Here is a 23,884-nt window from a genome sequence, read left to right as displayed (position 1 = left end):
GGCCCGGCGGCCCGCCGGCCGCGCCTGGGGGGGGGGGGGGGGGGCCGGGGGGGGGCCCCCCCCGGCCGCCCCCCGGGGGCCCCCCCCCCCCGGGGGGCCCGGGGGGGGCCCCCCCCCCCCGGGGCGCCCGCGTATCCGGATCCCGCTCCCACCCGCGAAGCACGCCGGCCGCTCAGAAACGGATCGTCTGCAGGCCGGAGCGTCCACCGGAGGTGGTGACCAGCCCGTCGTCGACGCGCAGGATGCCGTACGCGCCCTCCAGCTCGAACTGCCCGGAGTCGCCGGCCGGCACCACCCGCCAGATCTGGGTGGCGTCGTCCACCTCGCACGGCACGAGCGTCAACGGCGGCGCCGGGGTGGCCGCCACGCACTGGTTGCCGAACGCCCCCGCAACGATCTGCACCCGGTTGACGGCGGCCGTCGGCGCCGGGTGGAGCACCATCTCCGTCGAGTCGTCCTTGGCGGTGCCGGTGAAGTCGACCGTGCCGTCGCCCCGGAGCTGCATCCAGCGGTCGACGCCGTCGTCCGCCACGTCGATCAGCACGCCGGTCTGCAGGTCGACACCGAGCTGCCGCAGCTGGGAGACGTTCGAGGTGACGTTCCCGGTCGGCCGCGGTCCCGGCCGGGCGGTGATACCCGTGGACGGACTGGTCGAGGTGCTCGGTGTCACCGCCGGTTCGAAGGGGCGGCCCTGGTCGCCACCGCGGTTCATCGCGAGGCCGGCACCCAGCGCGGTGACCAGGAGGACGGCGAACGCCGCGCCGACCGCCCGGTTGCGGCGTCGACGTCCGGCCCGGCGCCGGATCTCGCCCGCCGACGCGACCGTCGCGCCGCGCTCCACCCGGTCGGCGTACGCGCGCATCCCTTCCTGCAGATGGTCGTCAGGCATCACGGTGCTCCCGGCCCGTCTCGTAGGTGTCGCGGTCGGTCAGGTGGCCGGCGAGGGCTCTGCGCCCTCGGGCCAGCCAGGTGGTGATGGTTCCGGCCGGGATGCCGGTCTCGGCGTGTATCTCGGCGACGGTGAGTCCGACGAGATGGTGCAGCACGATCACCCGACGCTGACCGGCGGGAATCCGGCGCAGCGCCCCGACGATCGCCACGTGGTCGGGGTTGAGCTCGTCCACGTGGTCGTCGGCGGCCTCGCGGCGGTGGGCGTGCAGCCGGTTCACCGCCTTGCGCCAGGTGCTGACCGCGTGCCGGTAGGCCACCTGACGCACCCAGGCCTCCGGGTTGTCGTACTGGCTGATCCTGTGCCATCGGTTCCAGGCGCGCAGGTACGCCTCCGCCACCGAGTCCTCCGCCTCCGCCTGGCTGCCCACCATCAGCGAGACGTGGGCCAGCACCCGGCGGGACGAGGCGGCGTAGAAGGAGTCGAAATCCTCGGGGTCGCGCATGGAGCCGGCCGTCCTCAGTCCGCGTACGTGAGGGTCTGCAGGCCCGTACGCCCCGACGCGCCGGTGGTCAACCGGCCGTCCTCGACCCGCAGGATGCCGTGGGCGCCGCGCAGCTCGAACTGACCCGAGTCCCCGGCCGGGATGACCTCCCAGAGCTGGGCTGCGTGACCCGTTACGCACTCTTCCAGGCGCAGCGCCGCGCCGGCGGTGTTCACGACGCAGTAGCCGGCACCGGCCTCCTCGCTCCAGAACAGCGGCTTCAGCAGGACCCGGTTCCGCTCGGCGACGGGGGCCGCCGTCAGCGACATCATCGTCGTGCCGGTGCGCTCGCTGCCGGTGAAGTCGACGGATCCGTCCCGTGCGACCTCCAACCAGCGGTCGACACCGTCGTCCGCCACGTCGATCAGCACCCCCGCGTCGAGGGCGATGCCGAGCCTGCGCAGCTGCGACACGTCGGAGGCGCGGGCGCCGGTCGTCCGCGTCGCGGTCGGCGTCGCCGGAGCCGTCGTGGCGGCCTCCGCCGGCGGCGACGACCGGCCCGCCGGCTCGGCCGGGGAGGAGAACGAGGCTTCCACTGAGCCACCGACGGTCCGGCCGCCGGTGTTCCCGGCGCATCCGGCGGACAGGACGACGCCGGTCAGGGCGACGACTCCGAGCGCGATGGGTCGCATGGCATTCCCTCCGTAGGGGGTGGGGATGTTTCGCGACAGACACGCATCGCCCGCGAGGTTGAGTTCAAAGCGACGATCACAGAAGGATAACGACGAAGGGGTGCCCGGCCGCCCCACGCCGGCTCGCCTTCCGTGCTGCGCGGATGGGTCAGCGCAGGCCGCGGACGGCCAGCAGGTAGGCGCAGTAGGTCAGCGGCACCAGCACGAAGCAGATCAGGAAGCCCAGCAGGACGTGCCGGGGCGGGGTGCCGGCCACCGCGGCGGGCTTCCCCCAGCGCCCGAGCACCAGGAACCCGGCGATCAGCGAGGCGGCCGGCAGGCCGGCGCACATCCACGCGTACAGCGTCCCGAGGTCGACCACACCGACCCCCGAGGCGAGCACCAGGGCCAGCATGAGCACCACGCCGACGGCGGCGCAGCCGGCGTACACCGCGACCGCCCGCGCCAGCGTCGACCACGTCGGCAGCAGCACCGGCCGCTGCGCCAGCAGCTCCACCTGATGCGCGTGCCGGTCGGCCTCGTCGGCGTGCCGCCGGGCCAGCTCCAGCTCCGCGACCGGGTCGGCCGCCGCGCCACGCGGCGCCGGGATCCCGGCCTCCGTCGCGTTCTCGGCCGCGGGCAGCGCCAGCCGCGTCTCCCCCGCCGTCACCTGGGGGTACGCCCCGCCCCCCGGCCGCCCCAGCGCGGCGGCTGCGCCGCCGGCACCCACCGCACCCGGTCCCGGGTGGGTGTTCGTCGGGTCCGGCCCGGGGCCGGCGGCCGGGGCGTGCGGCGGCTCGGTGTGCGGCGGCCGTGGGGCCGGTGGGCTCACGGGCGCGGGCGACACCGGCGCGGACGGACCCGGGGGTTGCGCCGCCGGCGGGGGTGCGTCCAGCGGGCCGGTGGGCGGCCCCGGGGGCGGTGGGGCGACCCCGATGCCCCGGCCGAGCTGGTCGAGGCGCTGCCCCTGGGCGGTGAGCCGCTGGTGCAGGTAGTCCACGCCGGCCCGCAGGTTGCGGCGCCGCTCGGTCTCGGCGGCGGCGTCCCGCTCGCCGGTGCGGCGGTGCTCGGCGAGCTGCCGGGCCAGCGCCGCGTACTCCTCGAAGCTCACCGTCAGTCCTCCCCGGCCAGCTCGTGGGCGTCCCGGGCGAACGGCACGATCAGCTTCGTGCGCTGGTCGTGCCGGTCGACCAGCAGCGCCCGGTCGGGCCGGGGCGTGTAGGCGAGGTCGTGCACGCCGAGGTGCAACCCCAGCTCGGCGCCGGGCACGTTGAGCGCGACCAGGCAGGCGATCTCGTCGCGGTTCTGCGAGCCGCCCAGGTCGTCGGCGAGCCGCCGCAGCCCACGCCACCAGCCGAGCAGGTGCACGCCGTGGCCCGGCCCCTGGTGCAGCAGGGTGCGCAGGTCGTCCAGGCCCGAGCGGAACGTCTGCGGGTCGGGCGCGCCGAGCACCGTCGAGGCGGCGTCCATCCCGAACCCGACCACGAACGTCCGGCCGGCCGACAGCCCCTCCGGCGCGGCGCCGGCCGCCGGGTTCGGCCCCGCCGGCGCGCTCACAGCCCCCGGGTTCGGCCCCGCCGGCGCGCTCACGGCCCCCGGCAGGCCGCTGCCGGTCGGCGGCGACGGGGAGCCGGCGTCCGCCGCGGCCAGGGCGGCGATCCGGGCGCGCAGGGACGCGGCGTCCAGCCGCTCGACGGAGTGGCCCGCGGCGGCGAGCGCGGCCTCGGTCTCGTCGGCCACCTCGTCGGCGGCGGCGACCAGCGGGGCGAGCAGGAACCGGCACTCGCCGGGCGCGTGCTGTCTGGCCAGGCTGAGGGTCGCCGCGCGCAGCACGTCGGCACCCGCCACCGAGGTGCCGACCACCGCGAGGTGCCGGCCGGGCGTGGTGTCCATGATGAACATCGCGGTGCTGCCGTGGACGTCGACGGTCCGGCCGACGAGGGCCAGCGGGCGGCGACCGCCGGGGCGTAGACCGGCGAAGGTGGGGTCGTCCGGCAGCCGCGCGGCCTCGTAGCCCCTGAAGACCGCGGGCGGGCGGGCACCCGTCGGCCGGGCCTGCCACAGCTGGTGCCGCAGCCGGGTCAGGTCCACCGCGGCCGCGTGCGCGTCGGGAAAGCGGACGACGGTGTCCGCGCCGACCGCACCGGCGGCGGTGTTGACCACGGCCGCGCCGATCGGCAGCGCCGCGGCGGCGGCGTTGCCCTGGTCGAGCACGCCCCCGCCACCGGGCAGCGCGACGCGCAGCGCGAACTGCCCGAAGATCGCCTCGGCCCGGCCGTAGAGCGCCTCGATGCCGGTCATGCTCTGACTGGCGAGCACCAGGTGCACCCCGTACGAGCGGCCCTTGCGGGCCAGCTCCTCCAGCAGGTCGACGGACTCTCGGGCCAGCGCGTCGTTGCCGGCGAGCAGCACGTGGAACTCGTCGACAACGGCCACCACACGCGGTACCGGGGTGTCCCGGGGCAGGTCGGCGAGTTTCGTGACGCCGTGCCGTTTGAGCAGGGTGGCCCGCCGGTGCAGCTCCCGGCGCAGCTCCCGGAGGACGGCGACGCCGTACTCGCGGTCGGACTCGATGCCGACGGCCCGGGCGTGCGGCAGCCAGGACGGGTCCCGGCCGGTCGGCACGAACTCGGTGAAGCTGACCCCCTCCTTGAAGTCGAGGAGGTAGAGCTGCAGCTCGGCCGGCGAGTAGCGGGCCGCCAGCCCGTAGAGGACGTCAAGCAGGAAGACCGTCTTGCCGGCGCCGGTGCGCCCGCCGACGAGCCAGTGCGGGGTGGCGTCGTCGAAGGCGACGGTGACCGGCTCGCGGCCCGCCCGGCCGACCACGGTACGCAGACCGTTGCCCGCCGACTCCGCCCACCGCCGCTCGGGCAGCAGCTCGGCGAAACCGACCGCGTCGCCGCGTCGCACGGCGGCGCCGAGGTGCTCGGCGAGGGCTCGTACCGAGGCGACCGGCGGGTCGCCGTCGAGGGTCACGGGGGCGGCGAGGCCACCGCCGTCGGCGCTGAACGGGACGCCGGGCGGGTCGCCGACGTGCGCGTACGGCCCGGTCAACCGCACCGCGGTGGTCGCGCCCAGCGGCGGCGCCGGGTCGCCGGGACCGGCGGCCGGGTGGCCGGCGACCAGGACGCAGACCGCGGCGGCCGGCCCGGCGTGGGTGAGCGCGGCCAGCCGGGCCAGCTCCCGCGCCGGCGGGGCCGCCGCCGCGACGACCAGCAGCAGAGGTACGCCGCCGGGGGTGCCGTGCTGCGCCGACCGGGCGTGCCGTTCGGCGGCGTCGAGCAGCGCGGTGACCTCGTCCGGCGTGGTGGCGGGCGGCTCGAGCACGCCCGCGTCGAGCAGGGGGCGCAGCGGCCCGAAGGTGGCGCCGAGCGCGGCGGTGTCGATGCCGACCACCCGCACCTCGCCGGCCGGCGCGGTGGCGAGCAGCCGCAGCACGAGCGCGCGGAGCAGCCCGGCGACCCGGGGGTCGCGGGCGTCGGTGTCCACCGCCAGGTGGTGGCCGGCGCCGAGGGGCACCAGCACCGGGAACGCGCCCTCCGGGGTGGACGCCTCGCCGAGCCGGACCGGAACCGGCGCGACCGCGACCGGGGCGGCGCCGGGGGTCGGGGTGGCGAGCGCGCCGCCGACCTCGGCGAGCCGGGCGACCAGCGGCCGCACGGCGGGCGAACCATCCGGAGTGGACGACGTGGGTTCCGCGTCGATCGCGGCGCGGGCGGCGTCGAGGTGCGCCCGGGCGGCCCGGTGCGCCGTGACGGCCTCCCGGTACGCCGACGCGAGCCTGCCCACTGTCCGCCTCCCCGCCGCGTCCCGGTGTCCGTCGAAGACCCTAACGGACGCCCGCCGTAACGGGACAGCACCGCGACGCGCGGCGCGGCGCGGGCGGCGTGGCGCGGCGCGGGCCGGCGGTCGGTGGGGCATGACGGACCTCCACAGGGCACTCCGGTGGTCGCGTACGGGGCGGACACGTTTATGGATGTCGATTAGGTTTACGGGGCGAACACCCCGACGGAGGGAGTCCACCTCGTGCGACGAAGTCTCCGGGCGGCCATCGCCGTCCTGACCCTCACCGGCGCCGGCACCGTCGCCACCGGCGCCCCCGGCCACGCCGCCCTACCGGGCTGGGGCCGGCCGACCATCACCACCGCCGCACCGCAACCCGGCGGCCCGGGACTGGGCGACACCTACTTCCCGGACTACGGCAACGGCGGCTACGACGTCGCGCACTACGACGTCCGCCTGCGCTACGACCCCGACACCGACCGGCTCAGCGGCACCACCACGATCCTGGCCCGGGCCACCCAGGACCTCTCCCGGTTCAACCTGGACTTCCTGCTCGACGTCGATTCGGTACGGGTCAACGGCTGGGCCGCCACCACGACCACCGAAGGCGTCCACGAGCTGGTGGTGACGCCGTCGCGCACCATCACCAAGGGGCAGGACCTCACCATCGTGGTGCGCTACGCGGGCGTGCCGTCGGAGACCCTGGTCGGCGGCTACACCGGCTGGACGCGTACCGACGACGGCGCGATGGCGGTCAACGAGCCGGAGTCGGCCTGGTGGTGGTTCCCCAGCAACGACCACCCCCTGGACAAGGCGACCTACGACATCTCGGTGTCGGTGCCGACCGGCGTCGAGGTGATCAGCAACGGGGTGCAGCCCCGGCCGCCGCTGGCCGAGGCGGGCAACCGCACCCGGTGGAGCTGGCGGACCACCTCCCCCACCGCCACCTATCTCGCCTTCCTCGCCATCGGCCAGTACGACATCGTCACCGACACCGCCCCGAACGGGCAGCCGGTCGTCAACGCCTATAGCGCGACGCTGGGCGAGCTGGGGCCGGCCGCGCGAGCCAGCGTCGAGCGCACGGCCGAGATCGTCGAGTGGGGCGCCGGGCTCTTCGGCCCGTACCCGTTCGAGGCGCAGGGCGGCGTCGCCGGGCCGGTCGACGGCATCGGTTTCGCGCTGGAGACGCAGACCCGACCGGTCTACGGGCCGGGCTTCTGGCGCCGCGGCGCGAACACCTCGGTGGTCGTGCACGAGCTCGCCCACCAGTGGTTCGGCGACTCCGTGTCGCTGGCCCGCTGGCAGGACATCTGGCTCAACGAGGGCTTCGCCTCGTACGCCGAGTGGCTGTGGTCGGAGGAGCAGGGCGAGGGCACCGCGCAGGAGCTGTTCGACTTCGCCTACGCCAGCTACCCGGAGGATTCGGGCTTCTGGCAGGTGCGCCCGGGTGACCCGGGCCCGAGCAGCATCTTCGACGCCGCCGTCTACGACCGGGGAGCCATGGCGCTGCACCAGCTGCGGCTGGCCGTCGGCGACGACGCGTTCTTCGCGATCCTGCCGGCCTGGACCGCCGAACACCGCTACGGCAACGGCACGATCGCGCAGTTCCAGGCCCTCGCTGAGCGGATCTCCGGGCTCGACCTGGACGACGTCTTCACCACCTGGCTGTTCACCGCCGGCCGTCCCGACGTGCCCGGGTCGGCGGCCCGCAAGGCGGCGCCGCCGGTGGAGCCGACGTCGTGGGCGAAGATCCGTGAGGCGCACCGCCTCCTGGTCCGCTGAGCACGGGGTGCCCGCCGTCGCGTCGGCGGCGGGCGCCCCGGTGACCGGGTGCTGGGTCGGCGGCGGCCGCTGTGGCGACCGGACACCGGTCAGTCGGCAGCGGCCGCCGGCTCGGCCACCGGCCGGGTCGGCCGCCAGCCACCCTGGACGGCCTCGATACGACGGATGTGCCGGTAGGCGAACCACAGCGGCGGGAAGGCACCGACGGCGAACGAGAGGTCGATCAGCGTCCAGAACCACGGGATGTCCCGGATCGGACCGCAGATCAGCGCCAGTGGCACGATGCCGGCGCAGGCGATCATCCCGAGCTGGACCACCCAGACGTTGCGCACCGGGTCACGCAGCGGCCCCCAGAACGCGACGGCGAGCACCAGGTGAGCGAAGGCGAGCCAGTCGGTGCCGTAGAGCATGAACGGATAACGGTCACCGGTCTCCACCAGGCCGACGTGGACCCGCTCGATCCAGGCGACCAGGGCGGGTGCCTGGTCGGCGAACGGCTCCAACGCCCGCAGCAGCCAGCGGACCTCGATCTCCAACGGGAACGCGGTCACCCCGCTGAGAAACAGGCCCACCACCACGACCCACAGCCACCGACGGATCCGTCGGACACGCTCCTCGATCTCCACGCCCGCAGCGTAACGATGATCTCCGTTGCGCCGGATCCCGAAGACGCGTCCGCCGACGACGCGGTTCATGGCCTTGCCCACAGCGGGCGCCGCGACGGCGGGCCAGGGCCACGCGACGGCCGAACGCCGACATCGGTCGGTGCCACCGGTAGCGGTCGACGCCACCGGCATGCGACGCCACCGGCATGCGTCGCCGCCGGCATGCGTCGCCGCCGGCATCGGTCGCCGCCGGCATCGGTCGGCACCGCCGGATGGGCTCGGCAGGCAGCCGCCGGCCGGTGCTGGATGCTGTCGAGCTGCCCCAGATCTGGGGCAGCTCGACAGGACGTCAGGGGGTCGACCGTGCCCCGGGCGGTCGCGCGGAGGGCCGGCCCAACGCGACGGCGACCCCGGGATGCGACCTACCGCGGGGGCGGCCGCCACGACCGGCCGGAACCCTCGGCCGGGAGCCGGTTGCGGCCCTCCATGCGACCGCTCAGCCGGCGCGCGGGGCCTCCGCCGTCACCGAGACGACCGCTCAGCCGGGGAGCGGGGCCTCCGCCGTCACCTCGGCCGCCGGGGTGGGCGTCCCCCGCCGTTGGTCGGGGATCCGGACCGGTGTCGGGCCGGTGCGGCCCGGTGCCGGCACGGGGCGGCCGGCGGCGCGGCGGGCCTGTCCGGTGCGGGCGACGGGCAGCGGGTTGCGGGGCGGTCGGACCGACGGCACGACCGCGGGCGCCGGGCGGCGGACCCGGGCGGCGGCGGGGCCGACGGCGCGGACGGCGGTCGACGCGAGCCGGCCCACCGGGCGGCGGACCGCGGGCACCGCCTGGGCGACCCGGTGCCGCAGCCGGCCGCCGCGCAGGCGGTCCAGGGCGATGGCGGCGGCCACGGTGGCGACGGCCGCGATCGCGCCGGCCAGGACCAACGTCTGGCGGGGCCCGGCGTGCTCGGAGAGCCAGCCGAGCAGCGGCGCGCCGACGGCGGCGGAGACCGAGCCGGTGACCGCCAGGGCGGCCAGCACCCGACCGCGCATCAGGTAGTCGGTGTCGAGTTGGGCACGGGCCCCGACCGTGGTGTCGATGACCACGGCGGCGGCGGCGATCGGCAGGATGATCGCGGCGAAGCTCACCGTGCCGGGCGCCAGGCCGGCCACGATCTGCAACGCGCTGGCGAGCAGGCCGGCGCCGACCAGGACGCCGTAGCCGAGCTCCTGCCGGCGCGCGGCGACGAGGGCGCCGAGCACCGTGCCGACGGCGAAGACGGTGGAGAGCACGCCGTAGCCGGAGGCGCCGGCGTGCAGCGGCCCGTCGCTCATCGCGGCCATGGTGACCTGGTAGTTGCGGCCGAGGCTGCCCAGCACGAACGACAGGGCCAGCGCGACGAGCACCACCGGCTGACGCCGGAGGTAGGCGAAGCCGGCCCGGATGCTGCGGTCCGCCCGGGTGGTGGTGGGTTCGGCCGCCGATTGCCCGACGTGCCGCTCCCCCTCGCGGACCAGGAACAGGGCGGCGACGACGGCGACGAAGCTCGCCGAGTTGATCACGAACAGGAGCGCGGGGCCGACGGCGGCGACCACCACCGCGCCGACGCTCATTCCGAGAATGCGACCGGCGGAGTTGGTGAGCGAGCCCAGCGCCAGGGCGTTGCCGAGGGTCTCCCGGTCCACCAGCGTCGAGGCCCACCGACCCATCACCGGCCCCTCGATGGCCGAGATCGCGCCGGTCACGAGCGAGATCGCGTAGATCGCCGGGAGGCCACCGGCCCCGGTGACGGCGACCAGCGCGAGACCCGCCGCCAGCGCGGCGTGGGCCGCCTGGGCGGCGATCAGCAGCGGCCGGGCCCGCAGGCGGTCGGCGAGCGCCCCGCCCCACACGCTGAGCAGCAGCGTGGGGAGGGCCTGGAGCAGCACGGCGAAGCCCATCGAGGTCGCCGAACCGGTGCGCGCCAGCACGAACCAGTTGACGCCCAGCACCTGCATCCACGTACCGATGACGGACACGAACCCGGCGCCGGCCCAGATCCGGTAGTTCCGGTGGCGTAGCGCGGCGAACGTGGCACCAGTGGCCACGACAAACCTCCCCGACCCGACGGTCCTGACGACAGGCCGTCCCCCCGTCGGTTCCGGCCGTCGGCAAGTGTGGCGCACTTGCCCCGATTTGCCCACGTTCGTGAGGCGGCTCACGCGACGTCGCCCCGGCCCTGCGGGGGCCGGGGCGACGGTCGGTCGGGTCAGCGGGCGGCGAGCGGCTGGGCGCCCGGGTCCACCGGAGCCGGCAGCGGCGTACCACCGCCGAGGTACGCGTGAATGCCGGCCGCGGCCGCGCGCCCCTCGGCGATCGCCCAGACGATCAGCGAGGCACCTCGGTGCATGTCCCCGGCGACGAACACCCCGTCGGTGCCGGTCTGCCAGTCCGGCCGGGCGTCCACCGCACCGCGGGGGTTGCGGGTCACCCTCAGCTGGGTGAGCAGCGGCTGCTCCTCGGTGCCCTCGAAGCCGATCGCCAGCAGCACCAGGTCGGCCGGCAGCTCCCGCTCGGTGCCGGGCACCACGGAGACGATCCGCCGGCCGTCGCGCTTCTCCACGGTCACCTCGGCGATGCGTACCGCCCGCACCTGGCCGGTGCCGTCGTCGACGAACTCCTGCACGGCCACCGCGAAGACCCGCTCGCCGCCCTCCTCGTGCGCCGGGTAGCTGCGCAGGATCCACGGCCAGGTGGGCCACGGGTCGCGCTCCTCGTCGCGGGCCGCCGGCGGCTGCGGGTAGAGGTCGAGCTGGTGTACGCCTGCGGCGCCCTGCCGGTGCGCCACCCCGAGGCAGTCCGCGGCGGTGTCGCCGCCCCCGATGATGACCACGTGCCGGCCGGCGGCGTCGATCGGCGTGCCGTCGGGCAGCACGGCCAGCGCCGGCCGCCCCTCGCCCGCCGCCGCGACGACCCGGTTCGCCGCCACCAGGTGCGCCATCGCCTGGTGCACACCGCGCAGCCGCCGCCCCGGGGTCTCCGGAGTGTCCCGGCCCGCAAGGGCGCCGCAGGCCAGCAGCACCGCGTCGTGCCGGGCGCGCAGCTGTTCGGCGGTGACGTCGACGCCCACGTTGACCCCGGTGCGGAACTCGACGCCCTCGGCCGCGAGCTGCGCCACCCGTCGGTCGATGTGCCGCTTCTCCAGCTTGAAGTCGGGGATGCCGTAGCGGAGCAGGCCACCGATCGCGTCGTCGCGCTCGTACACCGTCACCGCGTGCCCGGCGCGGGCCAGCTGCTGCGCGGCGGCCAGGCCGGCCGGCCCGGAGCCGACCACCGCGACCGAGCGGCCGGTCGGCGCCGGCACCGGCTGCGGCCGCAGCCCACCCCGCTCGACGGCGGCGTCGGCGATCTCCACCTCGACCTGCTTGATGGTGACCGGGTCGCCGCCGGCGATGCCGAGGACGCAGGCCGCCTCGCACGGCGCCGGACAGAGCCGGCCGGTGAACTCGGGGAAGTTGTTCGTGGCGTGCAGCGACGCCACGGCCGCGTCCCAGTTGCCGGTGCGGACCAGGTCGTTCCAGTCCGGGATGCGATTGCCGAGCGGGCAGCCGTCGTGGCAGAACGGGATGCCGCAGTCCATGCAGCGGGTGGCCTGCTCGCGGATCAGCTCCTCGCCGGCCGGCGGGTACACCTCGCGCCAGTCGCTGATGCGCACCGGGACCGGCCGGCGGGCCGGCACCCGTCGTGGGTAGCGCAGGAAACCGTTCGGGTCAGGCACGAGCCACCTCCTGGGCGGCCGCCCGCTGGACGGGCGGCACCGACGCGGGGGCGGCGAGCGCGCTCATCACCGCGTCGTCGACGTCGCGGCCGGCGGCTTCGGCGGCCCGCATGATCTCCAGCACCCGGCGGTAGTCGCGGGGCACCACGGCGGTGAACTCCTCCACCGCCTCCGGCCAGCGCTTGAGCAGCTCCTCGGCCACCGCCGAGTCGGTCTCCGCGAAGTGGCGCTGCACCAGGTCGTGCAGCACCGCCTGCTCCTCCTCGCCCAGCGGCGCCAGGTCGACCAGCTCGGTGTTGACCCGGGCCCGGTCGAGCCGGTGGACGAACGCGGTGCCGCCCGACATGCCGGCCGCGAAGTTGCGCCCGGTCGGCCCGAGCACCACCACGGTCCCGCCGGTCATGTACTCACAGCCGTGGTCACCGACGCCCTCGACGACGGCCGTCGCACCGGAGTTGCGGACCGCGAACCGCTCGCCGACCCGGCCGCGCAGGAACACCTCGCCGCCGGTGGCGCCGTACAGAATGGTGTTGCCGGCGATGATCTGGTCCTCGGCCCGCTCGCCGGGGGCGGCGTCGGGATCGGCGAAGGGCGCGTTCCCGTCCGGCCGGACGATGATCCGACCGCCGGAGAGCCCCTTGCCGACGTAGTCGTTGGCGTCACCGTGCAGACGCAGGGTCACCCCGCGCGGCACGAACGCGCCGAAGGACTGCCCGGCCGTCCCGGTCAGCACGAACTCGACCGTGTCGGGCGGCAGCCCGGCCCCGCCGTGTCGGCGGGTCACCTCGCCGCCCAGCATGGCGCCGACGCTGCGGTGCTCGTTGCGGATGCGCACCTCTGCCCGCACCGGAGTGACCCGCGCCTCGGCGCCGGCCACCCCCGCCCCGGCACCGCGCAGCGCCGGCTCGGCGAGCCTGATCAGCTCGTTGTCCAGAGCCCGGTCGAGCCCGTGGTCCTGCGCCCGTACGCCCCGGCGGGCCGCGCCGGCCGGCAGCTCCGGCAGGTGCAGCACGGGTGCGAGGTCGAGCCCGTTCGCCTTCCAGTGCGCGACGGCGGGGGCGACGTCGAGCAGCTCGGTCTGCCCGATCGCCTCCTCGATCGACCGGAAGCCCAGCTCGGCGAGGTAGCCACGGACCTCCTCGGCGAGGAAGAGGAAGAAGTTCTCCACGAACTCGGGCGTGCCGGTGAACCGCTCGCGCAGCACCGGGTTCTGGGTGGCGATGCCGACCGGGCAGGTGTCCAGGTGGCAGACCCGCATCATCACGCAGCCGGCGACGATCAGCGGCGCGGTCGCGAAGCCGAACTCCTCGGCGCCGAGCAGCGCGGCGATCACCACGTCCCGGCCGGTCTTGAGCTGGCCGTCGACCTGCACGGTCACCCGGTCACGGAGCTTGTTGAGCAGCAGCGTCTGCTGCGCCTCGGCCAGCCCGAGCTCCCAGGGGGTGCCGGCGTGCTTGAGCGAGTTGAGCGGGGACGCGCCGGTGCCGCCGTCGTGGCCGGAGATCAGGATGACGTCCGCCTTGAGCTTCGCCACCCCCGCCGCGACGGTGCCCACGCCGACCTCGCTGACCAGCTTGACGTGCACCCGAGCGGCCGGGTTGACGCACTTCAGGTCGTGCACGAGCTGGGCGAGGTCCTCGATGGAGTAGATGTCGTGGTGCGGCGGCGGGGAGATCAGGCCGACGCCGGGCGTGGCGTGCCGGGTCCGGGCGATCCACGGCCACACCTTGTTGCCGGGCAGTTGGCCACCCTCGCCGGGCTTGGCGCCCTGCGCCATCTTGATCTGGAGGTCGTCGGCGTTGACCAGGTATTCGGTGGTCACGCCGAACCGGCCGCTGGCGATCTGCTTGACCGCGGACCGGCGGGCCGGGTCGTGCAGCCGCTCGACGTCCTCGCCGCCCTCGCCGGTGTTGGACTTGCCGCCGAGCCGGTTCATGGCGATGGCGAGGGTCTCGTGCGCCTCCGCCGAGATCGACCCGTACGACATGGCGCCGGTGGCGAACCGCTTCACGATCTCGCTGGCCGGCTCCACCTCGTCCAGCGGCACCGGCGGACGGACCCCGGTGCGCAGGGTGAACAGGCCGCGCAGGGAGCCCGCCTCGGCGGCCAGCGCGTCGACCTTGGCGGTGTAGCGCTGGAAGATGTCGTACTGGCGGCTGCGGGTGGCGTGCTGGAGCAGGAAGACCGTCTCCGGGTTGAACAGGTGCAGCTCGCCCTCGCGGCGCCACTGGTACTCGCCGCCGACCTCCAGCCGGTCGGACCCGGCGGCGCCGGCGGGCGGCCAGGCGCGGGCGTGGCGGGCGGCGACCTCGGCGTGGATGCCGGCCAGCCCGATGCCGCCGATTGTGCTCGGGGTGCCCCGGAAGTAGCGCTCGACCACGCGGGCGTCCAGCCCGACCGCCTCGAAGACCTGGGCGCCGCAGTACGACGACACCGTCGAGATGCCCATCTTCGACATGATCTTCAAGACGCCCTTGCCGAGCGCCTTGACGTAGTTGCGCACGGCCGTCGCCGGCTCCGTCCCCACCAGCGCGCCCGTGGCGATCATGTCCTCGACGGACTCGAAGGCCAGGTACGGGTTGACCGCGGCGGCGCCGTAGCCGATCAGCACCGCCGCGTGGTGCACCTCGCGGCAGTCGCCGGACTCCACGATCAGCGCCACCTGCGTACGGGTCTGCTCGCGGACCAGGTGCTGGTGGACCGCGGCGGTGAGCAGCAGCGACGGAATCGGGGCCAGGTCGGCGTTGGAGTCGCGGTCGGAGAGGACCAGGATCCGTACGCCGTCCTCGATCGCCTCGGACACGTGCCGGCAGATCTCGGTGAGCCGGGCCTTGATGCCGGCCGCGCCCTCACGGACCCGGTACAGGCCGGAGACCCGCACCGCCTTGAAGCCGGGCAGGTCGCCGTCCTCGTCGATGGAGAGGATCTTCGCCAGCTCGTCGTTGTCGATCACCGGGTAGGGCAGGACGATCTGCCGGCAGCTCGCCGGGCCGGGGTCGAGCAGGTTGCCCTCCGGGCCGATGGTCGAGCTGAGGCTGGTGACCAGCTCCTCCCGGATGGCGTCCAGCGGCGGGTTGGTGACCTGCGCGAAGAGCTGGTGGAAGTAGTCGTAGAGCAGCCGGGGCCGGGTGGAGAGCGGGGCGATCGGGGTGTCCGTGCCCATCGAGCCGATCGGCTCGGCGCCGGTACGCGCCATCGGCGCGAGCAGGATCTTCAGCTCCTCCTCGGTGTAGCCGAAGGCCTGCTGGCGGCGGCGTACCGAGTCGTGGGTGTAGACGATGTGGTCGCGGGCCGGCAGGTCGGTCAGCTCGATCAGGCCGGCGTGCAGCCAGTCGCCGTACGGCTGCGCGGCGGCCAGCTCCGCCTTGATCTCCTCGTCGTGGACGATCCGGCCGGCGGTCGTGTCGACGAGGAACATCTTCCCCGGCTGGAGCCGCCCCTTGGCGACCACCCGCGCCGGGTCGAGGTCGAGCACCCCCGCCTCGCTGCCGAGCACGACGAGCCCGTCGGCGGTGCGCCACCAGCGGCCGGGGCGCAGTCCGTTACGGTCCAGCACCGCGCCGACGATCTCGCCGTCGGTGAAGGCGACCGACGCGGGCCCGTCCCACGGCTCCATGAGGCTCGCGTGGAAGCGGTAGAAGTCCCGCTTGTCCGGGCGCATGCCCGGGTCGTTCTCCCACGCCTCGGGGATCATCATGAGCACGGCGTGCGGCAGGCTCCGCCCGGCCAGGTGCAGCAGCTCCAGCACCTCGTCGAAGTTCGCCGAGTCGGACGCGCCCGGCGTGCAGACCGGGAAGATCCGGCGGATGTTGCCGGGCAGGTCCGGCGTGCGCAGCAGCGCCTCGCGGGCCTGCATCCAGTTGCGGTTGCCCCGGATCGTGTTGATCTCGCCGTTGTGGGCGATGAACCGGTAGGGGTGCGCCAACGGCCAGGACGGGAACGTGTTCGTGGAGAACCGGGAGTGGACCAGCGCGATCGCGCTCTGCACGCGCTCGTCGGTCAGCTCGGGGTAGAACGCGGGCAGCTGGTCGGGGGTGAGCATCCCCTTCCACACCATCGTGCGCGACGACAGGGACGGCAGGTAGGCGGCCACCCCCCGCTCGGCGCTCTCCCGCTCGGCCTGCTTGCGGACGCAGAACGCCACCCGGTCGAGGTCGATGCCGCTCAGGGCCGAGCCGGCCGGCCCGGCCGGCGAGTCGGTCAGTCGGCGCGCGGCGAGGAAGAGCTGACGGATGCGGGGCATGGCCGCCAGCGCGCTCTCACCCAGCCCGCTCGGGTCGACCGGCACGTCCCGCCAGCCCAGCAGCTCGGCGCCCTCGACCAGGGCGTACTTCTCGACGACCCGGCGGGCCAGGGCCTCGTCGGCGTCGTCGTCGGGGAGGAACACCAGCCCGGTCGCGTACGACCCGGCGGGCGGCAGCGGGAAATCGACCACCGCGCGCAGGAAGGCGTCCGGGACCTGGATCATGATGCCCGCGCCGTCGCCGGTGTTGGTTTCCGCGCCCCGGGCGCCCCGGTGGTCCAGCCGGCAGAGCGCGCCGAGACCGTTCGCGACGACGTCGTGCGAGCGGCGGCCGTGCAGGTCGGCGACGAACGCCACGCCGCACGCGTCGTGCTCCTGGGCGGGGTCGTAGAGCCCGGCCGCGGGCATGCCCCCGCCGAGGAGGGGGGCCTGCTGCGGCTGATGCGGGTACGGAAAGGCCACCGGGCCTCCTGTCGTCACTCAGGTTGGATCATGGTGGGGACGACGTCGGCCCGTGGGTCTATTGAGTCTACGTTAGGGCGGGGGCCGCATGGCCAGTCCAGATTGATCACACCGTCCAGAGTCTGGGACATGTAGTCTCGCGCGGTGGATCCGCTACACAAGGACCTCTTCGACCGGTTGGAACGCTTCTACGACGCGGTGCCCCGCGACGCGGCCCGTGTGGAGGAGTACGGCGGACTCGTGCTCTTCGTCCGCGAGGATGGCGGTTTCCCGTTCTACGCGCGCCCCCGGCCGGGCGCCGACGAGGCGCCCTCGCTGGCCGACGTCAGCGCCGTGCGGGAACGCCAGCGGGAGCTGGGGCTGCCCGAGGCGCTCGAATGGGTGCACGAGACGACGCCCGACCTGCTGCCGGTGGCCCGCTCGGCCGGCCTGTCGGTGCTGGAGGCGCCGCTGATGGTGCTGGACCCGGCGGCGCTGCCCGACCCGACGGCCCTCAGCGACGTACCGGTGCGGGTGATCGACGCCGACGGGCCGGACTTCGCCGCCGAGGTGGCCGCCCGCCGTGCCGTCGCCGCCGTGGCGTTCGCCGCGCCCGGCACCGCCCCCGGTGACATCGGCCCGGCACACCGCGACGCCGCGATGATGGAGCTGGAGGTCGCCGCGCTGGACGAGGAGCGGGTCCGTATCGCCGACGGCCGCCGGATCTCCGTGCTGGCCGGCACCCCGGCCGAGGGCCCGCTCGCCAGCGGGATGGCGATGCGGGTCGGTGACGTCGCCGAGATCGCCGGCGTGGGCACGCTGCCGGCCGCCCGCCGTCGCGGGCTGGGCGCGGCGGTCACCGCGACGCTGGCCCGTGAGCTGCTCGCCGCCGGCACCGACCTGGTGTTCCTCTCCGCGGGCAGCGAGGACATCGCCCGGGTCTACCTGCGGGTCGGCTTCCGCCGGATCGGCACCGCCTGCATCGCCGAACCCGCCCCCGTGCTGCCCTGACCCTCGACGCCCACGCCCCTGCCCAGCGGGCGCGGGCCGCGCCACCGTGTTCCGGGCGGGGGCGGAGAGGTCGCGGCGGATCAGGCGGGCGGGCGCCACTGGGCCGCCGACGTGGCGGCCGTGTTGAGCAGGCGCGGAGTGAACGTGCCGAGCGCGGCGTCGCGGGCGCGCAGCGCCAACCGGCCCCGGGTCTGCAGCACCGCCGACATGCGGCGGGTCTGCCGGACCACGGTCGCCGCGCGGGGCCGGCGCAGCCGGTCGTACGCCTGCACCGCGTCCGGCAGCCGCGACTTCGGCAGCAGGGCGGCGAGGGTGGCCGCGTCCTCGAAGGCGAGGCAGGCGCCCTGCCCGAGGTGCGGCGGCATGGCGTGCGCCGCGTCGCCGAGCAGCACCACGCCGCCGGGGCCGGCGGGGAAGCCGTACGCGCGGGGCAGCGGACGCAGCTCGCGCACCTCCTGCTGCACCAGGTCGGCCGGGTCGGTGGCCTCCAGCAGCTCACCGATCGGGCTGGGCCAGCCGGCGTACCAGCGGCGCAGCAGGGCCAGCTGGGTCTCGGGCGGCTCGGGGCGGGGCGCGCCGGCCGCCGTGGCCACCCAGTAGATGCCGCCCCGGCTGGAGCCGCCCGACGAGCCACGCTCGCCCAGCGAGGCCGAGATGAAGCGGTAGCCGGCGCCGAGCACCTCACCGCCGACGGGCCGGTCGACCGGCAGCCGCGGCGCCCGGTACCAGGGGATGACAGCCCGCCAGGCCGCGCTGCCGGAGCTGACCACCGCGGCCTCCGGCGCGAGCCGGCGGCGGATCTCGCTGTCCGTCCCGTCGGCGGCGACCACCAGGTCCGCCTCGATCAGGTTCCGGCCGTCACCGACCGCCGGCCGCTGACCCGGTTCGGCGCGCACCGTGCGGACGGTCACCCCGGTCCGCAGCTCGACGCGGTCGCCGAGCCCGGCGATCAGCGCGTCGTGCAGGTCCTCCCGATGCACCACCACCGGCATCCGGTCGGCCGGGACGGGGCGGGGCTGCACCAGCCACTGCCCGTCGGGGCGGCGCACCCCGCCGTCGGACAGCGGGGTGGCGATCGCCTCCAGCCCGGCGCCGAGGCCGAGGGCGCGCAGCGCCCGCACCCCGTTGGGCCACAGCACCACCGCGGTCGGCTCGGGCCGGACCCGGTCGGCGCGTTCGAGGAGGGTGACCTGCCAGCCGGAGCGGGCCAGCGCGCCGGCGACCGACAGACCGCCGATGCCGGCGCCGACCACCACCGCGCTACGCATGGTGCCGCTCCCCCGTCAGTTGTCTCGGTCGGCCGGGCCCGAGCCGGTCGCACCGGCCCGGTCGTCGCGCGTCGTCCCGTCGCCGGGCGTCGTCCCGTCGCCGGCCGGGCCGTCCGCGTCGCCGGCGGTCGCCTCGGCCCGTCCGGCGGGCACCGCGGCCCCGGTCTGCGCGCCGTCGGTGGCCGCGTCGTCGGTGGCCGCCGGGTCCGCGGGGGCCACACCCGTCTCCTGGTACGCCCGGAACTGCTCCTCGTCGACCACGCGGTAGCCCTCGGGCGCGGCGGGACGCGACCCGGCCTCGCCGGCGGAGAGGTCGACCTGCGAGACGTCGGAGCCGGCGGGTGGGGTGGCGCTGGCGGGCGTGGTGGCCGCCCCCAGCGGGATCAGGTACTCCCGTGGGCCGCGGACGCGGAGGAAGTAGATGAGCGCGCCGAGGAAGACCACCCCGGCGGTCCAGACGTTCAGCCGGACGCCGAGGATCGTGTTCGCCTCGTCGGTGCGCATCAGCTCGATCCAGAAGCGGCCGGCGGTGTAGCCCATCACGTACAGGGCGAACGCCCGGCCGCGGCCGAGCCGCAGCTTGCGGTCGAGCAGGTAGACCAGCACCGCGACGCCGATGTTCCACAGCGCCTCGTAGGCGAAGGTGGGTTGGTAGAGACCCGGTTCGAGGATGGGCCGACCGGTGTCGTCGCGCAGCGCGTGACCCGGGTTGTCCGGGTCCATCCGGTGGATCTCCAGGCCCCAGGGCAGGGTCGTACGCCCACCGAAGAGCTCGTTGTTGAACCAGTTGCCGATTCGGCCGATCGCCTGGGCCAGTGGCAGGCCCGGGGCCAGCGCGTCGGCCACCACCGCGAACGGGATGCCGAGCTGACGGGCGGCGATCCAGGCGCCGATCGCCCCACCGGCGACCGCGCCCCAGATGCCGAGCCCGCCCTCCCAGACGGCGAAGGCCTTGAGCGGGTCACCCCCGGTGCCGAAGTATTTCTCCGGCGAGGTGATCACGTGGTAGATCCGGGCGCCGATGATGCCGGTCGGCACCGCCCAGACCGCGATGTCCAGCACCGCGCCGGGCGCGACCCCGCGCTGACGCAGCCGGCGCTCGGTGATCAGGCAGGCCACGATGATGCCGGCGATGATGCACAACGCGTAGGCCCGGACCGGCAGGGGCCCGAGCTGCCAGACCGCGGTGCTGGGACTGGGCAGGGCCGCCTGGGGCGACAGCGAGGCGAGGGTCACGGGTGAACACGGTACCGCTGCGGAGCCGTTCGGTGGCACCCCGGTCCACCGCTCGGACGGTCACGGTGACTTCTGGTTTGCACCGCCGTAGGCTCTTTGTCCATGAGCACGCTCACCTGGGCGGTGGCCGCGGTCGTCAGCGACGAGGCCGGCCGGGTGCTGCTCTGCCGCCACGGACGGGGTGAGCGACGCTACGCACTGCCCGGTGGCCGACTGCGCCGGCCGGAGAGCCCGGTGACCGCGGCGCTGCGTGACATCCGCGCCGAGACCGGCCACGAGATCGAGGTACTGGACCTGGTGGGTCTCTACCACCTCGCGGAGTGCCTGCCCTGCGCGCAGCCGGCGCCACCCGGTCGGGCCACCCCGCTTCCGGACGTCCTGGTGCACGTGTTCCGCGCCCGGGTGCGCGGCGACCGGCCGGTGGGTGACGCGGCCGGCGGCTGCCGGCTCTCCTGGCACGACCCCGCCGACCTGCCCACGGCGGTCACCCCGACCACCCGCGCGGCCATCGCCGACGCGACGGCGGGTCGCTCCGGCGTCCTGCGGGACTGCCCGCCGAACCCCCGCCCACCCGAACAGCGCGCCGACCCGACCCCCCACAAACCGGCCCACCACTGACCCGCCCCCGCGCCCTCGCCCCCTCGTTCCGCGATCTTGCAGTTGGTGCCCTAACAAACGGGACATAAGCCGCGTGGCACGGGCCGAAAGCGCAAGATCGACGGGCGTCTGGGCGAGGGCGAGGGAGGGGGAGGGGGCGGTCAGCGTTGGGGGGTGCGGACGCCTTCGGCCAGTTCGGCGCTCAGGGTGCGCAGGGCGCTCAGGCCGGCGGCCTCGTCCGGGGCGTCGAGCACACAGCGGATCAGGGCGCTGCCCACGATCACGCCGTCCGCGTAGCCGGCGACGGTCCCGGCCTGCGCGCCGGTGCCGACGCCGAGGCCCACGCCCACCGGCAGGTCGCTCACCGCCCGCACCCGGGAGACCAGCACCGGCGCCGCGTCGGACGTCTGCGCCCGGGCGCCGGTCACCCCCATGATGGCGGTGGCGTAGACGAAGCCCCGGCAGTGCTGCACGGTCATCGCCAGCCGCTCGTCGGTCGAGGACGGGGCGACCAGGAACGTCCGATCCAGCCCGTACGCGTCCGAGGCGGCCAGCCACTCGTCGGCCTCGTCCGGGATCAGGTCGGGGGTGATCAGGCCGGTGCCGCCGGCCGAGGCCAGGTCCCGGGCGAACACGTCGACGCCGTACCGCTCGATCGGGTTCCAGTAGGTCATCGTGACGACCGGCGCGCCGGTCGCGGCGACCGCCTCGATGATGCGCAGCGTGTCGGCGGTGCGGACGCCGTTCGCGAGCGCGATGTCACTGGCCTTCTGGATCACCGGGCCGTCCATCACCGGGTCGGAGTACGGAATCTCCACCTCGATGACGTCGACTCCGGCCTCCACCATCGCGGTCATCGCCGCGATGCTGCCCTCGACGGTCGGGAAACCGGCCGGCATGCAGCCGACCAGCAGCGCCCTGCCGTCGGCGCGCGCCTTGTCGAAGGCGACCCCGATACGGCTCATGCCGCCCCCACCCGGCAGCCGGGCCGACCCGCGACGCTCATCGCACTCACTCCCTGTCGAGGATGCCGAAGTAGTTACCGGCGGTGTGCACGTCCTTGTCGCCCCGGCCGGACAGGCTGACCACGATGGTGGGCTCCCGGCCGAGCTCGGCGGCGAGCTTCGGGGCGATCGCCAGCGTGCCGGCGAGCGCGTGCGCGCTCTCGATCGCCGGGATGATCCCCTCGGTGCGGCAGAGCAGCTCGAAGGCGGCCATCGCCTCGTCGTCGGTCACCGGCGCGTACGACGCCCGGCCGGTGTCGTGCAGCCAGGCGTGCTCCGGCCCGACACCCGGGTAGTCCAGGCCGGCGGAGATCGAGTGCGACTCCATCGTCTGACCGTCGGCGTCCTGGAGGACGTACGTGCGGGTGCCGTGCAGCACCCCGGCGGAGCCGCCGGTGATGCTGGCCGCGTGCCGGCCGCTCGCGACGCCGTCACCGCCGGCCTCGAAGCCGTACAGCCGCACGTCGGGGTCGCCGACGAAGGCGTGGAAGATGCCGAGGGCGTTCGAGCCGCCGCCGACGCAGGCGGTCACCGCGTCGGGCAGCGCGCCGGTCAGGTCGAGGCACTGCTGGCGGGCCTCGTCGCCGATGCCCCGCACGAAGTCGCGCACCATCGCCGGGAACGGGTGCGGGCCGGCGGCGGTGCCGATCAGGTAGTGCGTGTCGTCGACGTTGGCGACCCAGTCCCGCATCGCCTCGTTCATCGCGTCCTTGAGCGTGCGGGACCCGGTGGTGACCGGGACGACGGCCGCCCCGAGCATCCGCATGCGGGCCACGTTGAGGGCCTGCCGCTCGGTGTCGACCTCGCCCATATAGACCACGCAGTCGAGGTCGAACAGCGCCGCGGCGGTGGCGGTGGCGACGCCGTGCTGGCCGGCGCCGGTCTCCGCGATCACCCGCTTCTTGCCCATCCGGCGGGTGAGCAGCGCCTGACCGAGCACGTTGCGCACCTTGTGGGCGCCGGTGTGGTTGAGGTCCTCGCGCTTGAGCAGGACCCGCGCGCCGGCCCGGGCGGAGAACCGACGGGCCTCGTAGAGCAGGGACGGGCCACCCGCGTAGTCGCGCAGCAGGTCGGCGAACTCGACGCGGAACGCCTCGTCGCCCATCGCCGTGCGCCACGCCCCGTCCAGCTCGTCGAGGGCGGCGACCAGCGCCTCCGGGACGAACCGGCCGCCGAAACGGCCGTAGTGGCCAGCGGCGTCGGGGAACGGACCGGCCGGGGCGGCCAGGGCGTCGGCGCTCATCGGGATCCTCTCGCTGTGCGGGTGGACCGGCGCGGGATCAGCGCACCGGGCGTGGTGTGGCCGGGTGGTTGCCGGCGTTGACCAGCTCGGCCACCGCCTCGCGGGGGCTCTTCTGGGTGACCAGGCCCTCGCCGACCAGGACCGCGTCGGCGCCCGCCGAGGCGTAGCGGATGAGGTCGTGCGGACCGCGCACGCCGGACTCGGCGATCTTGACGACGCTGCTGGGCAGGCCGGGCGCGATCCGCTCGAACACCGAGCGGTCGACCTCCAGGGTACGCAGGTCACGAGCGTTGACCCCGATGACCTGGGCCCCCGCCTCCAGCGCCCGGTCGGCCTCCTCCTCGTCGTGCACCTCGACCAGCGCGGTCATCCCGAGCGACTCGATGCGCTCCAGGAGACCGACCAGCGCGTTCTGCTCCAGCGCGGCGACGATCAGCAGCACCAGGTCGGCGCCGTGCGCGCGGGCCTCGTGGACCTGGTAGCTGGAGATCACGAAGTCCTTGCGCAGCACCGGCACCTGCACGGCGGCGCGGACCGCGGCCAGATCGTCCAGCGAGCCGCCGAACCAGCGCCCCTCGGTGAGGACACTGATCGCCCGGGCGCCACCGGCGGCGTAGTCACTCGCCAGGTCGGCCGGGTCGGCGATCTCCGCGAGCTGCCCCTTCGAGGGCGAGGAACGCTTCACCTCGGCGATCACGGCCACGCCGGGCTTGCGCAGGGCGGCGTACGCGTCGAGCGGCGGCGGGGCGGCGGCGGCCAGCTCCCGGATCCGCTCGAGCGGAACCTGCTCCTGCCGCCGGGCCACGTCCTCGCGCACGCCGGCCAGGATCTCGTCGAGCACGCTTGCGGACGCTGCCGGACCGGCCTCGTCCCCCTCCGCGTGCGC

At 75.2% G+C, this 23,884-nt stretch carries 17 protein-coding genes; 3 read left to right on the top strand and 14 right to left on the bottom strand.

What is annotated here, in order from left to right; all coding sequences use genetic code 11:
• Positions 1-172: 172 nt before the first annotated feature.
• The 5 genes from ACIBTV_RS08735 to ACIBTV_RS08715 form a co-directional block, all read right to left on the bottom strand.
• On the bottom strand, positions 173-889 hold the full coding sequence (locus ACIBTV_RS08735) for a hypothetical protein (RefSeq protein WP_396703407.1): 717 nt from the start codon (positions 887-889) through the stop codon (positions 173-175).
• On the bottom strand, positions 882-1,394 hold the full coding sequence (locus ACIBTV_RS08730) for a SigE family RNA polymerase sigma factor (protein ID WP_396703406.1): 513 nt from the start codon (positions 1,392-1,394) through the stop codon (positions 882-884). Before ACIBTV_RS08730 ends, ACIBTV_RS08735 begins: the two co-directional genes overlap by 8 nt.
• Positions 1,395-1,408: 14 nt before the next feature.
• A complete protein-coding gene (locus ACIBTV_RS08725) occupies positions 1,409-2,065 on the bottom strand; it encodes a hypothetical protein (protein WP_396703405.1) in 657 nt (218 codons plus the stop codon).
• Positions 2,066-2,213: 148 nt separating this feature from the next.
• Positions 2,214-3,155: a hypothetical protein gene (locus ACIBTV_RS08720; protein ID WP_396703404.1), complete on the bottom strand. Its 942-nt coding sequence runs from the start codon at positions 3,153-3,155 to the stop codon at positions 2,214-2,216.
• Between the two features lie 2 nt (positions 3,156-3,157).
• Positions 3,158-5,833 (bottom strand): FtsK/SpoIIIE domain-containing protein, encoded by a 2,676-nt coding sequence (locus ACIBTV_RS08715; protein ID WP_396703403.1) that lies wholly within the window; start codon positions 5,831-5,833, stop codon positions 3,158-3,160.
• A gap of 237 nt (positions 5,834-6,070) precedes the next feature.
• On the opposite strand from ACIBTV_RS08715, the gene ACIBTV_RS08710 reads away from it, so the two are divergent.
• Entirely contained in the window at positions 6,071-7,609 is a 1,539-nt protein-coding gene (locus tag ACIBTV_RS08710; protein ID WP_396703402.1) for a M1 family metallopeptidase, read from the top strand.
• Positions 7,610-7,698: 89 nt separating this feature from the next.
• On the opposite strand, the gene ACIBTV_RS08705 is transcribed toward ACIBTV_RS08710, so the two are convergent.
• The 4 genes from ACIBTV_RS08705 to gltB form a co-directional block, all read right to left on the bottom strand.
• Positions 7,699-8,235 (bottom strand): hypothetical protein, encoded by a 537-nt coding sequence (locus ACIBTV_RS08705; protein ID WP_396703401.1) that lies wholly within the window; start codon positions 8,233-8,235, stop codon positions 7,699-7,701.
• Between the two features lie 517 nt (positions 8,236-8,752).
• Positions 8,753-10,285 (bottom strand): MFS transporter, encoded by a 1,533-nt coding sequence (locus tag ACIBTV_RS08700; RefSeq protein ID WP_396703400.1) that lies wholly within the window; start codon positions 10,283-10,285, stop codon positions 8,753-8,755.
• Between the two features lie 161 nt (positions 10,286-10,446).
• Complete coding sequence (locus ACIBTV_RS08695; protein ID WP_396703399.1) at positions 10,447-11,955, bottom strand: glutamate synthase subunit beta; 1,509 nt, start codon at positions 11,953-11,955, stop codon at positions 10,447-10,449.
• Positions 11,948-16,660, bottom strand: coding sequence for a glutamate synthase large subunit (gene gltB / locus ACIBTV_RS08690; RefSeq protein ID WP_396703398.1), 4,713 nt, complete (start codon positions 16,658-16,660; stop codon positions 11,948-11,950). The genes ACIBTV_RS08695 and gltB overlap by 8 nt, the downstream gene beginning before the upstream one ends.
• A 144-nt stretch (positions 16,661-16,804) precedes the next feature.
• Here gltB and ACIBTV_RS08685 point away from each other — a divergent pair, with 144 nt between their 5' ends.
• Positions 16,805-17,650, top strand: a complete 846-nt coding sequence (locus ACIBTV_RS08685; RefSeq protein ID WP_396703397.1) for a GNAT family N-acetyltransferase — start codon at positions 16,805-16,807, stop codon at positions 17,648-17,650.
• Between the two features lie 80 nt (positions 17,651-17,730).
• Here ACIBTV_RS08685 and ACIBTV_RS08680 read toward each other — a convergent pair whose 3' ends face one another.
• Entirely contained in the window at positions 17,731-18,918 is a 1,188-nt protein-coding gene (locus tag ACIBTV_RS08680; protein WP_396703396.1) for an FAD-dependent oxidoreductase, read from the bottom strand.
• Between the two features lie 15 nt (positions 18,919-18,933).
• Entirely contained in the window at positions 18,934-20,154 is a 1,221-nt protein-coding gene (gene lgt / locus ACIBTV_RS08675; RefSeq protein ID WP_396703395.1) for a prolipoprotein diacylglyceryl transferase, read from the bottom strand.
• Positions 20,155-20,256: 102 nt separating this feature from the next.
• Between lgt and ACIBTV_RS08670 the strand changes: the two genes are divergently transcribed.
• On the top strand, positions 20,257-20,772 hold the full coding sequence (locus tag ACIBTV_RS08670; protein ID WP_396703394.1) for an NUDIX hydrolase: 516 nt from the start codon (positions 20,257-20,259) through the stop codon (positions 20,770-20,772).
• Between the two features lie 140 nt (positions 20,773-20,912).
• Here the strand turns inward: ACIBTV_RS08670 and trpA are convergent, their stop codons facing one another.
• Genes trpA through trpC form a run of 3 tightly spaced genes read right to left on the bottom strand, consistent with a single transcriptional unit; the run spans position 20,913 to position 23,839 of the window.
• Positions 20,913-21,716 (bottom strand): tryptophan synthase subunit alpha, encoded by an 804-nt coding sequence (gene trpA / locus ACIBTV_RS08665; protein ID WP_396703393.1) that lies wholly within the window; start codon positions 21,714-21,716, stop codon positions 20,913-20,915.
• 46 nt (positions 21,717-21,762) lie between these two features.
• Positions 21,763-22,998: a tryptophan synthase subunit beta gene (gene trpB / locus ACIBTV_RS08660; RefSeq protein ID WP_396703392.1), complete on the bottom strand. Its 1,236-nt coding sequence runs from the start codon at positions 22,996-22,998 to the stop codon at positions 21,763-21,765.
• A 37-nt stretch (positions 22,999-23,035) separates the two neighbouring features.
• Positions 23,036-23,839 (bottom strand): indole-3-glycerol phosphate synthase TrpC, encoded by an 804-nt coding sequence (trpC, locus tag ACIBTV_RS08655; RefSeq protein WP_172836639.1) that lies wholly within the window; start codon positions 23,837-23,839, stop codon positions 23,036-23,038.
• Between the last annotated feature and the right edge of the window lie 45 nt (positions 23,840-23,884).

It is taken from the genome of Micromonospora sp. NPDC049366 (assembly GCF_044466625.1).
GTDB lineage: Bacteria > Actinomycetota > Actinomycetes > Mycobacteriales > Micromonosporaceae > Micromonospora.
This window is presented reverse-complemented; position numbering and strand designations above follow the sequence as displayed.

Excerpts from the sequence above, each read along its gene's own strand:
- ACIBTV_RS08735 (WP_396703407.1), bottom strand. The coding sequence starts at position 889 with ATGCCTGACGACCATCTGCAGGAAGGGATGCGCGCGTACGCCGACCGG.
- ACIBTV_RS08730 (WP_396703406.1), bottom strand. The coding sequence starts at position 1,394 with ATGCGCGACCCCGAGGATTTCGACTCCTTCTACGCCGCCTCGTCCCGC.
- ACIBTV_RS08725 (WP_396703405.1), bottom strand. The coding sequence starts at position 2,065 with ATGCGACCCATCGCGCTCGGAGTCGTCGCCCTGACCGGCGTCGTCCTG.
- ACIBTV_RS08680 (WP_396703396.1), bottom strand. The coding sequence starts at position 18,918 with ATGCGTAGCGCGGTGGTGGTCGGCGCCGGCATCGGCGGTCTGTCGGTC.
- ACIBTV_RS08670 (WP_396703394.1), top strand. The coding sequence starts at position 20,257 with ATGAGCACGCTCACCTGGGCGGTGGCCGCGGTCGTCAGCGACGAGGCC.
- trpA (WP_396703393.1), bottom strand. The coding sequence starts at position 21,716 with ATGAGCCGTATCGGGGTCGCCTTCGACAAGGCGCGCGCCGACGGCAGG.
- trpB (WP_396703392.1), bottom strand. The coding sequence starts at position 22,998 with ATGAGCGCCGACGCCCTGGCCGCCCCGGCCGGTCCGTTCCCCGACGCC.